The sequence below is a fragment of the Clostridium sp. AT4 genome, from assembly GCF_001517625.2.
GTDB lineage: Bacteria > Bacillota > Clostridia > Lachnospirales > Lachnospiraceae > Enterocloster.
In genome coordinates, this window is the sequence record NZ_LN999828.1 from 936,762 (window position 1) to 949,111 (window position 12,350).

The 12,350-nt window shown below is 49.3% G+C and carries 15 protein-coding genes; all 15 read left to right on the forward strand.

Annotated elements, in window-relative coordinates:
• Nucleotides 1–12: 12 nt before the first annotated feature.
• The 15 genes from BN3656_RS10620 (at nucleotide 13) to BN3656_RS10680 (ending at nucleotide 12,349) form a co-directional block, all read left to right on the forward strand.
• The gene (locus BN3656_RS10620; RefSeq protein ID WP_066547738.1) at nucleotides 13–1,236 is read left to right on the forward strand and encodes a DUF5716 family protein; all 1,224 of its coding nucleotides are present in this window, start codon (nucleotides 13–15) and stop codon (nucleotides 1,234–1,236) included.
• Nucleotides 1,233–2,045: a hypothetical protein gene (locus tag BN3656_RS10625; RefSeq protein WP_066547740.1), complete on the forward strand. Its 813-nt coding sequence runs from the start codon at nucleotides 1,233–1,235 to the stop codon at nucleotides 2,043–2,045. The genes BN3656_RS10620 and BN3656_RS10625 overlap by 4 nt, the downstream gene beginning before the upstream one ends.
• A 367-nt stretch (nucleotides 2,046–2,412) precedes the next feature.
• Nucleotides 2,413–5,055, forward strand: coding sequence for a valine--tRNA ligase (locus tag BN3656_RS10630; RefSeq protein ID WP_066547742.1), 2,643 nt, complete (start codon nucleotides 2,413–2,415; stop codon nucleotides 5,053–5,055).
• An 84-nt stretch (nucleotides 5,056–5,139) separates the two neighbouring features.
• The gene (locus BN3656_RS10635) at nucleotides 5,140–5,436 is read left to right on the forward strand and encodes a hypothetical protein (RefSeq protein ID WP_066547743.1); all 297 of its coding nucleotides are present in this window, start codon (nucleotides 5,140–5,142) and stop codon (nucleotides 5,434–5,436) included.
• Nucleotides 5,433–6,029 carry a lysine exporter LysO family protein gene (locus BN3656_RS10640; protein ID WP_066547744.1) on the forward strand — a complete coding sequence of 199 codons (597 nt, stop codon included), beginning with the start codon at nucleotides 5,433–5,435 and terminating at the stop codon, nucleotides 6,027–6,029. The genes BN3656_RS10635 and BN3656_RS10640 overlap by 4 nt, the downstream gene beginning before the upstream one ends.
• Nucleotides 6,030–6,130: 101 nt before the next feature.
• A complete protein-coding gene (locus BN3656_RS10645; protein WP_066547746.1) occupies nucleotides 6,131–7,468 on the forward strand; it encodes a folylpolyglutamate synthase/dihydrofolate synthase family protein in 1,338 nt (445 codons plus the stop codon).
• On the forward strand, nucleotides 7,465–7,611 hold the full coding sequence (locus BN3656_RS16690; RefSeq protein WP_167544876.1) for a hypothetical protein: 147 nt from the start codon (nucleotides 7,465–7,467) through the stop codon (nucleotides 7,609–7,611). The genes BN3656_RS10645 and BN3656_RS16690 overlap by 4 nt, the downstream gene beginning before the upstream one ends.
• The gene (locus tag BN3656_RS10650; RefSeq protein ID WP_066547748.1) at nucleotides 7,611–8,915 is read left to right on the forward strand and encodes a tetratricopeptide repeat protein; all 1,305 of its coding nucleotides are present in this window, start codon (nucleotides 7,611–7,613) and stop codon (nucleotides 8,913–8,915) included. Before BN3656_RS16690 ends, BN3656_RS10650 begins: the two co-directional genes overlap by 1 nt.
• 105 nt (nucleotides 8,916–9,020) lie before the next feature.
• Entirely contained in the window at nucleotides 9,021–9,368 is a 348-nt protein-coding gene (locus tag BN3656_RS10655; protein WP_066547750.1) for an anti-sigma factor antagonist, read from the forward strand.
• Nucleotides 9,369–9,384: 16 nt separating this feature from the next.
• Nucleotides 9,385–9,819, forward strand: a complete 435-nt coding sequence (gene spoIIAB / locus BN3656_RS10660; protein ID WP_066547753.1) for an anti-sigma F factor — start codon at nucleotides 9,385–9,387, stop codon at nucleotides 9,817–9,819.
• A gap of 5 nt (nucleotides 9,820–9,824) precedes the next feature.
• A complete protein-coding gene (locus tag BN3656_RS10665) occupies nucleotides 9,825–10,553 on the forward strand; it encodes a SigB/SigF/SigG family RNA polymerase sigma factor (RefSeq protein WP_066547756.1) in 729 nt (242 codons plus the stop codon).
• A gap of 114 nt (nucleotides 10,554–10,667) precedes the next feature.
• Nucleotides 10,668–10,823 carry a hypothetical protein gene (locus BN3656_RS16695; protein WP_167544877.1) on the forward strand — a complete coding sequence of 52 codons (156 nt, stop codon included), beginning with the start codon at nucleotides 10,668–10,670 and terminating at the stop codon, nucleotides 10,821–10,823.
• 2 nt (nucleotides 10,824–10,825) lie between these two features.
• Nucleotides 10,826–11,452: a stage V sporulation protein AA gene (locus tag BN3656_RS10670; RefSeq protein WP_066547758.1), complete on the forward strand. Its 627-nt coding sequence runs from the start codon at nucleotides 10,826–10,828 to the stop codon at nucleotides 11,450–11,452.
• Nucleotides 11,439–11,876, forward strand: coding sequence for a stage V sporulation protein AB (locus BN3656_RS10675; protein ID WP_242962986.1), 438 nt, complete (start codon nucleotides 11,439–11,441; stop codon nucleotides 11,874–11,876). Before BN3656_RS10670 ends, BN3656_RS10675 begins: the two co-directional genes overlap by 14 nt.
• Before the next feature lie 17 nt (nucleotides 11,877–11,893).
• Nucleotides 11,894–12,349 carry a SpoVA/SpoVAEb family sporulation membrane protein gene (locus BN3656_RS10680; protein WP_066547763.1) on the forward strand — a complete coding sequence of 152 codons (456 nt, stop codon included), beginning with the start codon at nucleotides 11,894–11,896 and terminating at the stop codon, nucleotides 12,347–12,349.
• Nucleotide 12,350 lies beyond the last annotated feature (1 nt).

A 12,350-nucleotide genomic window follows, 5' to 3' on the forward strand; every position in this document is an offset into this window, starting at 1 on the left:
AGGAGACAGCGGATGGACGGCCTAGTGATCGGTCTGGATCTGAATGATGAGTATACTCAGATCAGCTGCTATGGAAAAGAAATATCCTGGACGATCCCCACGGTGATCTGCAGGAAAAAAGAGGAGGAAATCTGGCTTACAGGGGAGGAGGCCTATGCGGCCACGCTTCTGGGCGAAGGGGTGATCGTAGATAAGCTTTTAAAGATGGTGCAAAAAGAAGGCACCTCTACCATTGGAGGGGTGTGCTATACAGGCGCCCTTCTGCTGCGTATTTTTCTGCAGCAGGTTTTAGAATATCCCTTAAAGGAAGAGGGGAAAAAGACCGTTTCCCAGCTGGTAGTGACCATGCAGGAGATGGATGCAAGGCTTACGGACACACTGATGTACTGCGCGGATGCCATGGGCATTTCCAGAGACAGGGTCCATGTGATCAGTCACACAGAAAGTTTTGTATATTATGTGCTGAGCCAGAAACGGGAGCTCTGGTCCAATCAGGTAGGGCTGTTTGAGCTGGCAGCAGACCGTCTGTGCTATTATGAAATGAAGGTTCAGAGAGGAATGCGCCGAAACATGGTCCAGGCAGAAGCTCAGAACCAGGAGGAAGCCTTTGATCTGGATATCCTGGGTACGCCTTCCGGACAGAAGCTTGCAGATCAGATCCTTACTTCCTGCGGGGAAAAACTTTTGAGCAAAAAACTCTTCTCCACCGTATTTCTCACAGGAAAAGGGTTCGAGCGCCAGGACTGGGCCGGCGGGTTTATGAAGCTGGTATGCAGCAGGAGAAGGTGCTTTGTGGAAAAGGAGCTTTTTTCCAGGGGAGCGGCGTTTAAGGGACAGGATTATCTTAATTCCGCTACCGAATACCCCTATATTTTTGTCTGCGAGGGACGTTTAAAAGCAGAGGTTGATTTAAAGGTTATGCAGAAAGGGAAGGAGGTTCTCCTGGCTGTGGCCTCTTATGGAGATAACTGGTATGAGTCAAAGAGTTCTCTGGAGCTGATCCTGGATGATGAAAAGGAGATTGAATTTATCATTTCCCATCTGGATTCCAGAAAGAAAAAGGTTGTAAAGGTGCCTCTTTCCGGTTTTCCGGACCGTCCTCCAAAAACGACCCGGATTGAGATGAATATTGGTTTTAAAGATGAAAATACCATGGTCACGGTGATCAAGGACAGAGGCTTTGGGGATCTGTTTCCTGCTTCCGGGGCTGTGGTAAGGCAAGAGGTAAGCTTATGAGTCTTTTGTTGTGCAGAAGGGAGCCGGTAAAGCATCCGCTTTATATTGAGGTACTGGGGATCCATATCTACTCTTCTCAGGAGCTGTGCTATGTGATCTGCAACCATCCTCTGCTTGTAATGGACGGCTTTGTGGGAAAAGCTCTTTACAGCTTTGTAAAAAATGAGCTTGGCATGGGCTTTGTGGCAGGCAGGATGGAAAAGCTTTCGGAAACCGGAAGCCGCCCGGAAGAGGCGCTGTACCTGTTTTTGACAGAATGCGATTACTGTACGGAAAAAGAGAGCCAGAGGTTTCGGCAGACAGCGGCAGCTTACCGCAGTCTCCCGGCCCCACGGTATGAAAAGGCAGTGGCCGATTATCTGTTTGGGAAAAAACAGTATGGCCGTGCTTCTGTCCGTTATGAGAAACTTTTAGCGGAAACAGAGGAAAAAAAGGAGGATCCGGCCTTTATGGGAGCCCTTTATCAGAGCCTTGGGGCAGCTTATGCCCAGATGTTCCAGTTCCACCGGGCATATCGGGCATACGATAAGGCCTACGGTCTGGACCATGACAGAGAGGTATTAAAACGCATTTATTTTCTGAGCGTTCTGGCTCCGGAGCTGGAGGCGGCAGATACCTATGGGCCGCTTTTTAAGCCGGAATTTAAAGGCGCCTGGGAGGAAGAACTGCGCCAGGCCAGAACCGATGGGGAACAGGCGGAGGAGGTGCGCGGGCTGCGGACTCTGATGAAGCGGGATATGCCTTACCGGATGGAGGGCGCGGCCCGGATCGTTGGGCGGTGGAAGAGCGAGTACCGCAAGATGGTGTGAAAATCTGCTTGACAAAACAGTGAAATCTATTTATGCTTAAATGCAGACAACAGATGAAAAGAAAATGGCTGTGAAAAAGAGGAGTACGTACAGGGAACCGGCAGAGAGGGCAGTCCGAAGGCTGAAAGGCGGCCCCGGAGGAAGGTGCGGAAGGTAGCTTTTGAGCCGGAAGGGCCAACGGGGGAATCAGCTTCCCTTTAGTAGTTTTTCCCGTATTTCCCGCGTTAAGGGGACAGAGATTGCCGGGCAGGCTTACTGCCCATATGGCAGAATCAAAGGTGGTACCGCGAGATGATCGCCCTTTGCTTTTCCTTAGAGGAAGAGGCAGAGGGCGTTTTTTATTTCATAGGAAAAAAGGAGGATATATATGAAGGAACTGGAAAAGACATATGATCCGGCGGCCATTGAGGACCGTCTTTATGAAAAATGGCTGAATGGAAAATATTTCCATGCAGAGGTAAACCGCAGCAAAAAGCCCTTTACCATTGTGATGCCGCCGCCAAATATCACAGGACAGCTTCACATGGGCCATGCTCTGGACAATACCATGCAGGATATTTTAATCCGCTATAAGAGAATGCAGGGCTATGAGGCTTTATGGCAGCCGGGAACAGACCATGCAGCCATTGCTACCGAGGTAAAGGTCATTGACAAGCTGAAAAAAGAAGGCGTTTCCAAGGAAGACCTGGGAAGAGACGGCTTCTTAAAGGAGTGCTGGAAGTGGAGAGAGGAGTACGGCACCCGGATCGTAAAGCAGCTTCACAAGCTGGGTTCTTCTGCCGACTGGGACAGAGAGCGCTTTACCATGGACGAAGGCTGCTCCGACGCAGTTTTGGAAGTATTTGTAAAACTCTACGAGAAAGGATACATCTACAAGGGTTCCCGCATCATCAACTGGTGTCCTGTATGCCAGACCTCTATCTCCGACGCGGAGGTAGAGCACGTAGAACAGGACGGCTTCTTCTGGCACATCAACTACCCCGTAGTGGGAGAGCCGGGCCGCTTTGTTGAGATTGCAACCACCCGTCCGGAGACGCTCCTTGGCGATACGGCTGTGGCTGTCAATCCGGAGGACGAGCGGTATAAGGATATTGTAGGCAAGATGTTAAAGCTGCCTTTAACCGACCGTGAAATTCCTGTTATTGCAGATGAATACGTAGATAAGGAGTTTGGAACCGGCTGCGTAAAGATTACTCCGGCCCATGACCCCAATGACTTCGAGGTAGGAAAGCGCCATGGTTTAGAGGAAATCGTTATTTTAAATGACGATGCCACAGTAAATGTACCGGGCCCATACTTTGGCATGGATCGCTACGAGGCCAGAAAAGCTATGGTAGAGGACTTAAAGAATCAGGGACTTCTGGTAAAGGTGGTTCCCCATTCCCACAATGTAGGTACCCATGACCGCTGCAAGACTACCGTAGAGCCTATGGTAAAGCAGCAGTGGTTTGTACGCATGGATGAGATGGCAAAGCCGGCCATTGAGGCTTTAAAGTCCGGACGGTTAAAGTTCGTGCCGGAAAGCTTTGGAAAGACCTATCTTCACTGGCTTGAAAATATCCGCGACTGGTGTATTTCCAGACAGCTCTGGTGGGGGCACCGGATTCCGGCCTATTACTGCCAGGACTGCGGAGAAACGGTTGTAGCAAAGGAAGCGCCCCATACCTGCCCCAAGTGCGGCGGCAGCCATTTTAAACAGGATGAGGATACGCTGGATACCTGGTTTTCTTCTGCTTTATGGCCCTTCTCCACTCTTGGATGGCCAAAGAACTCAGAAGATCTGGATTACTTCTATCCCACAGATGTGCTGGTAACGGGCTATGATATTATCTTCTTCTGGGTTATCCGTATGGTATTCTCAGGCCTTGAGCAGACCGGAAAAGAGCCCTTCCACACTGTTTTGATCCATGGACTGGTAAGAGACTCCCAGGGCCGCAAGATGAGCAAGTCCCTTGGAAACGGCATTGATCCTCTGGAGGTAATTGACAAATACGGCGCAGACGCCCTGCGTATGACATTGATTACGGGAAATGCACCCGGAAACGATATGCGTTTCTACTGGGAGCGTGTGGAGAACAGCCGAAACTTTGCAAATAAGGTCTGGAATGCTTCCCGTTTTATCATGATGAACATTGAAAAGGCTTCCGACCTGTCCGGCGTTACAGAGGATCAGCTTACGCTGGCAGATAAGTGGATCCTTTCCAAGGTAAATACCTTATCAAAGGATGTAACGGAAAATCTGGACAAGTATGAGCTGGGAATTGCTCTCCAGAAGGTTTATGACTTTATCTGGGAAGAGTTCTGCGACTGGTACATTGAGATGGTAAAGCCAAGACTGTACAATGAAGCAGACGATACAAAGGCTGCCGCTCTCTGGACCTTGAAGCACGTTTTGATCCAGGCATTAAAGCTTCTTCATCCATTTATGCCCTTCATCACAGAGGAGATCTTCTGCAACCTGCAGGAGGAAGAGGAGACCATTATGCTGTCTTCCTGGCCGCTGTATGAGGAAAAATGGAACTTCGCCTCTGAGGAGCAGGCCGTAGAGACCATCAAGGCTGCCGTAAGAGCCATCCGAAATGTGCGCACTTCCATGAACGTGCCGCCAAGCAAGAAAGCGACCGTTTATGTTGTATCTGAGGATGAGGATATTTTAGGTATCTTTGAGCACAGCTGCAGCTTCTTTGCCACCTTAGGCTATGCAGGAGAGGTAATCCTTCAGAAGGATAAGGCAGGCATCGGCGAGGACGCCGTATCCGCAGTGATCCACAAGGCAGTGATCTATATGCCGTTTGCAGAACTGGTAGACATCGAAAAGGAGATCGAGCGTTTAAAGGCTGAAGAGAAGCGCTTAAACGGCGAGCTGGCCCGTTCCAACGGCATGTTGAATAATGAGAAATTCGTAAGCCGTGCGCCTGAGGCAAAGATTGCCGAGGAGCGTGCAAAGCTGGAGAAATATACCCAGATGATGGAGCAGGTAAAGGCCCGTCTGGCACAGCTTGTAAAATAACAGATCCCGTCATAACCGGGGCTGCCGCGCAGTTTGCGGCGGCCCCCTTTTGCAGATATCAGCAAAACAGAAAGGAGTCATCCGGTGGATATTTTAATTGTCATGTGTATGGGAATCCTGGTGGGACGGCTGTTTCGGTCCGGCAGGATAAAGAAGGTAAATGAGCTTTTATCCCTTGCCTGCACCTTTGTTCTGATCTTCGCAATGGGAGGAACGCTGGGGCAGAGAGAAAATTTTGTCCGGGAATTTCTTTCCCTGGGAGGCGCCAGCTTCCTCTTTTTTGCCTTTCCCACCTTTTTTTCCATTGTCTTTGTATACATTTTGACCCGGAATTTTATGGGAAGAAAGAAGTATGAAACCAGGGGGAAAAAAGAAAAATGATTATTCTGTTTACATTCATATCCCTTTTAGGAGGACTTGCCTACGGGATTTTTGGCTTTCATATTCCGGCTGTTTCCCTGATCTTAAAGAACACGGACGGAGTTTTGTATGCCCTGATGTTTTTTGTCGGCATCAGCATTGGGATGCACCGGGGGATTTTAAGCAAGATCAGGGAATACCATATTAAAATATTTATCATTCCCGCAGGAATTATAGCCGGTTCCATTGTGGGGGGGATCATCTGTTCCCTGCTTCTTAAAATTCCGGTGGGACAGGGAACTGCCATTGCCAGCGGAATGGGCTGGTACAGTCTGGCCGGGGCGGCGATCAGCGAGCTGGGAGGGGCAAAGCTGGGAAGCATTGCCTTTATGAGCAATCTCATGCGGGAAATCTTTTCTTTTTTCCTGATTCCCCTGATCGCCCTTAAGCTCAATGACCTTACCTGTATTGCGCCTGCCGGGGCGACCAGCGAAGATACCACCCTTCCTGTGATGCTAAAATATACCAATGAAGAAACGGTTGTTTTGTCGGTTTTAAACGGAATGCTCTGCTCTTTTGCAGTTCCGGTACTGATCTCTGTCTTTGCAGGTTAGGAAAGAAGGCTGTCGCTTCCTGGCGAAGCAGGGCGAGAACATGATGTTGAAACTTTGGGGAAAATCATTTAAAATAGAGGGAACAGGCAGGAGGATGAGTAATGATGCAGGCAGAAGAATACTTAGAGAAGATTCCCATGTGGACCAGGGAAAAACATTCTCTTACAGATATAAGAGCGTTTCTACATGAAATGGGAGACCCGGACAGGAAGCTTTCCATCATTCATGTGGCGGGAACTAACGGAAAAGGCTCTGTGTGCGCCTTTCTTACCTCTTTGTACAGAAACGCCGGTTTTCGCACCGGAACCTTTATCTCTCCTCATCTGGTAACCGTCCGGGAACGGTTTTTGTTAAATAATGAAATGGTTTCGCCCGGGAAGCTTCAGGCTGCCTTTGAGACGGTTCTTGAGACTGTAAATATCATGAAAGAAAAGGGGTATTCCCACCCTAGCTATTTTGAGTTTCTTTTTTATATGGCAATGGCGCTGTTTGCAGATGAAACGCCGGAGCTTGTGATTTTGGAAACCGGGCTGGGAGGCCGCCTGGACGCTACCAACGTGGTTGAGAATCCCCTGGCCTGTGTGATTACCTCCATCAGTCTGGATCACATCATGTACCTGGGAGATACCATAGAAGCGGTTGCAGGAGAGAAGGCAGGGATCATAAAAAGGCAGGTTCCTGTGATCTACGATGATACCGTGCCTGAGGCTTCTGAGGTGATCCGTGAGAGAGCGGTACAGATGGCGTCAAAGGCATATCCGGTGGGAAAGGGAGATTTTTCCATTTTGGAAACCAAAGATCAAGGACTTTCTATAAGAGCTGAGGGAGAAGCTGCTCAGGCGTTTGCCGCGGCAGGCCCTCTGGTGCTTGAAATTCCCTTTGAAGCACCTTATCAGGCAGAAAATGCCATGCTGGCTGTGAAAACAGCGGTTGTTTTAGGGCAGAGAGAAAGGGGTTTCCGTCTGACAGAGGCTCAGATTACAGAGGGGATCCGGACTGCCCGCTGGGCCGGGCGTATGGAGCGGGCTGGAGAAAATCTGTATCTGGACGGAGCCCACAATCCGGGCGGCATAAAAGCCTTTATTCAGGCAGCCGCATCTATGGCTGCCCGGCAGAAAAAAAAGGCGTATCTGCTATTTGGCGCCGTATCGGACAAGGATTACAGGGCTATGGCCCGGCTGCTCTGTGAGGGGATTTCCTGGGCGGGGATCGGTGTGGTACATATAGACAGCAGCCGGAGCATGGACACAGAGGTTCTGGCAGAAGCATTTTCGCAGGCATATAAAGGGCCGGTGAGAGCCTTTGAAACCGCAGGGGAAGCTTTGCGGGAGATGAAGAAGCAGGCAGGAGATGAGCTCTTATTCTGCGCAGGCTCCCTGTATTTGATCGGGGAGCTTAAGGTACAGCTTAAAGGCATGGAAAGGAGAGAAGATACATGATCGATTTTGAAGAGGAGATCCAGCGCTTTAAACCCAGTCTGGATGTAGAGGCGGTAGAGGACGCCATTGTGAAAAGCGATCTTACGGATATGACGGATATTATGATGGAGATGATCCGGGAAAGAGACGGGAAAAGACGGTGATGGAGATTGAGGCAAAAAACAGACAGATTGCCAACAGCTATTATAACCTGGGTCTGGAGAAAGCAAGGATACGGGATCTTTCCGGAGCGGCCCAGTGCCTGAAAAAGAGCCTTCATTTCTGCAAATACCAGATCGACGCCAGAAATCTGCTGGGTTTGATCTACTACGAGAACGGCGAGGTGGCGGATGCTCTGGTGCAGTGGGTTATCAGTATGAGCCTGCAGCCGGAAAATAATTTGGCAGATCATTATCTGGAACGGATCCAGAGAAAGCCGGGACAGTTAGAAGCGGAAAGCCAGGCAGTAAAGACCTTTAACCAGGCCTTGTGGCATGCCCAGAACGGCAGCGATGATCTGGCGGCCCTGCAGCTTGCCAGAGTGGTATCAGCCAAGCCCCATTTTGTCAAAGCCCATCTTCTTCTGGCTCTTTTATATATGAGGCGGGAGGATTATAATAAGGCCGGCCGCTCTCTGTATAAGATCCTCCAGATTGATAAGAGCAATTCCAAGGCGCTTTACTATATGTCCATTGTAAAGCAGAATACGGGACGGGCCGAGGCGGAAAAGCGCCGGATGGTAAAGGCATTTTCCCACAGACAGATGGAGGATGATGATGTGATCATCCCCAACACCTATAAAGAGTCTACGGGGCTTTCTACGGTGTTTCACATTATCCTGGGCCTGATCTTCGGCCTGGTGGCCTTTTATGTGCTGGTGCTCCCGGCAGTGGAAAACCGCCTGAACCGCCAGCGTGATGATGAGCTGATGGTCTATATGCAGAAATTAAACAGCGCCAATCAGGAAAATGATATTCTGGCGCAGGAAAATGAGGATATCGAAGCCAAGATGGCAGAGGTACAGGAGCAGCTGGATACGCTCACAACCGGCAACACCAGTATTATTGCCCAGTATCAGAGCCTCATCTGGGTGCTCCAGTCCTACCGCACCGGGGATATGGTATCGGCGGCAAAGACCTTTGCCGAGTCCAGCTTTGATCTGATCGAGGATGCGAATATTCAGGGGATTGTGGATAATATACGTCAGGAGATGACAGGAAGCATCTACCAGACGCTGGTTGATAAGGGACTGCAGCTCTGGAATGGCGGAAATAAGACCCAGGCTCAGGAGTATTTCCTTGCAAGCTTAAAAATAAGGCCTGACAACCCTGAGGCTATGTTTTATGCAGGGCGTCTCTATCAGGATGCGGGAGATACGGAAAATGCAAACGCACTCTTTGACAAGGTGGTAGGCGAGCATGGCGATACAGAGTATGCAGAGCGGGCCAGAAATGCAAGAGGCTATTAAATAAAATACACTTTTTACGGCAGAAGAAATGGATCACAGGATCGTACCTTCTGCCTTTTTTGTTATAGAAAATATCTGCCCAAAAGAGAAGAAGGAGGAAATGGGATGGACGCAGGAACAATTACATATGAGGCATATGAGGATACGCTGATCATCCATATGCCCAAGGAGCTGGATCACCACAACTGCAGGAAACTGAAAACGGACACGGATCTGATGCTGGAGGAAAACTGTGTCAGGAGGATTATCTTTGATTTTGAAAAAACGGAATTTATGGATTCTTCAGGAATCGGAGTGCTGTTAAACCGATATAAGGAGATGAAAGCCAGCCGGGGAAGCGTATGCTACTGCAGAGCATCCAGACGGGTGCGAAGACTCATGGAACTGAGCGGGATCTGCAGGCTGATGGAAGGATATGAAAGCAGGGAGCAGGCAGTGGGAGCATTGAAATAAAAAGGAGGTACAGGATATGGAAGGGGACAGAGAGCATATAAGGCTGGAAATGGAAAGCCGTTCCAGCAATGAGGAGTTTGCAAGAGTGGTGGCGGCTGTGTTTATGAGCCGTTTAGACCCTACACTGGAAGAGATGGATGATGTGAAAACAGCGGTATCGGAGGCTGTTACCAATGCAGTGATCCACGGCTATAGAGAGAAGTGTGGAACGGTAGTTATGGAGCTGACGGCAGACCGCACAGAACGGAGCCTGACCGTAGAAGTGACTGATCAGGGAACCGGAATAGAAGATATAAAAAAGGCCATGGAACCCATGTATACCACAGACCGATCAGGAGAGAGGTCTGGAATGGGCTTTGCTTTTATGGAAGCCTTTATGGATGAGATCACAGTGGAATCAGAGGCCGGATGCGGAACAAAGGTCACCATGAAAAAATATATCGGCAGGTGACGCCCATGGAAGAGACCATCAGGCAGATCCAGAACGCCCACCAAGGGGATAAAGCGGCCAGAGACCGGCTGGTAACGGAAAATACAGGACTGGTGTGGAGCATTGTCCGCAGGTTCGCAGGTAGAGGATACGAGCTGGAAGATTTATTTCAGATTGGAAGTATTGGTCTTATGAAAGCCATTGATAAGTTTGATACCAACTATGAAGTGAAATTTTCCACCTATGCGGTTCCTATGATCGCAGGAGAAATCCGGCGTTTTATGAGAGATGACGGAATGATAAAGGTAAGCCGTTCCGTTAAGGAGCTGGGCTTTAAGGCCAGAAATGCCGCAGAAGAGCTGACTAAAATACTGGGACGGGAGCCTACCATTGAAGAGATTGCAGAGAAAACAGGGGCCAGCCGTGAGGAGATAGCAGCGTCCCTGGAGGCGGCGGCAGAGGTGGAATCCCTCTATAAGCCATTGGGAAACAGCGGTGACAAGGAACTGCTTTTGATGGACCGGCTGGAGGAGGAGCATGACAGCCACGAAGAACTGTTAAACCATCTTGTTTTAAAGGAACTGATGGAAGGACTCACAGACCAGCACAGAGAAATCATATTGAGAAGGTATTTTTACAGCCAGACTCAGACTCAGGTAGCAAAGGCGCTTAACATTTCTCAGGTACAGGTTTCTCGTCTGGAAAAACGGATCTTAAAGGAGATGCGGAAACGCTATGAGGAGGGAAGCAGCTGAAAAATAGTTGAATAGAAACGATAAAAAAACCCATACTACCATCAGCGGATAAAGGCAGACGAAATCATCCTTGTCCGCTGATGATGCATCAAAACCGGAAAGGATGTGAGACGCATGAAATCAGGAAAATATAAGTGGATCATCGGCATTCTGGCAGCAGCAGCGATTCTTTTGGGCGTTTTTGCGTGGTATGCAGTCTGGGGGATCAGAGACAAAGGATACGAGAACGAGGGAGTGATGGTTTATATTCAAAAATGTCAGGGGGTATGAATATGACCCATACGGTTTATGTAAAGCTGGATGAGATTACGGAACTGACCCACAAAGATATTCTTTTAAAGGATGTTGCCCAGGTCTACTGCCGGGATCAGAATATACAGAATAAATGCAGCGTATGCAGGATCATGACCGTGCGCTCAGATGAAGCCCATCGGTATGTGATGAGCGCTCTGGATGTGACCAAAAAGCTGGAGGCTCTGGATCCGGGGATTGAAGTGGAGCATATGGGAAAGACAGACTTTATCATTGCCTACAAGCCGGCCGCTCCTCCTGCCTATGGACGGCAGTGGTGTAAGACAGCCTGTATCTGCCTGATCAGTTTTTTTGGAGCGGCCTTTGCTATTATGACATTTAATAATGATGTGAGCGTCACCAGCGTATTTCATGAGATCTATCGTCTGGTGATGGGGTATGAGGCAGCGGGCTTTACTGTGCTGGAGGCAAGCTATTGTGTGGGGCTGTCTCTTGGGATCATGGTGTTCTTTAACCATATTTCTGCCGGCAAGGTGAATACAGATCCGACTCCTCTGGAGGTAGAAATGCGGCTTTACGAGGAAAACATCAGTAAAACCCTCATTGATAATGCACAGAGGAAGGAGAAAAAGATTGACATTTCTTAAATATGCGTTCCTTATCTTTTTTGGGATCTGTGCAGGAGGCGTGATCGCTGCAGGTGTATATGCCTTTTTAGCTATGATCGGTGTGTTTGTCCGTCTTATGGGGCGGACAAACACCGGGAAAAAGGCGCGTCTGTATGAAAAATGGATTATAGCAGGAGGGATTTTGGGAAATGCAGCAGACATTTATGAAATCCCCATGATACTGGGCAAAGGCCCCGGAACGCTTTTTTTAACGGCAGCAGGCCTTTCCATCGGCGTTTTTGTCGGCTGTCTGGCTATGTCATTAGCAGAGACTTTGAAGGCTCTTCCTGCCATGAGCCGCAGGATCGGTCTGGCGGCAGGGCTGCAGTATCTGATACTGGGCATTGCTGCAGGGAAGTTTGCCGGGGCCTGGATTTATTTCTGGAAGGGACTGGCCGTTTAGCTGAGGAGGAAGTCATTATGGAAATTGATAAAAAGAAATATGAGGAATATGTAAAGCGCATCACCCCGGTTCATGCGTTCTGGCCGACTCTGGGAAAAGCCTTTCTTACGGGTGGCCTGATCTGCACCTTGGGCCAGTTTATAAATAACTGGCTGATGAACAGCCGGGGATTGGAGCAGGAAGCGGCAGGAGCCTGGACCTCTCTGACACTGATCCTTCTCAGTGTTCTCCTCACAGGCTTTAATATTTATCCCAAACTGGTAACCTTTGGAGGAGCCGGCGCTCTTGTTCCCATCACCGGATTTGCCAATTCTGTGGCGGCCCCGGCTATTGAGTTTCACGCAGAGGGAGAAGTATTTGGCGTGGGATGCAAGATTTTTACCATTGCAGGCCCGGTGATCCTCTACGGGGTTCTTGCAAGCTGGGCGTTAGGAGCCGTGTACTGGATCGGCGGGATGATGGGAATTTTTTAAA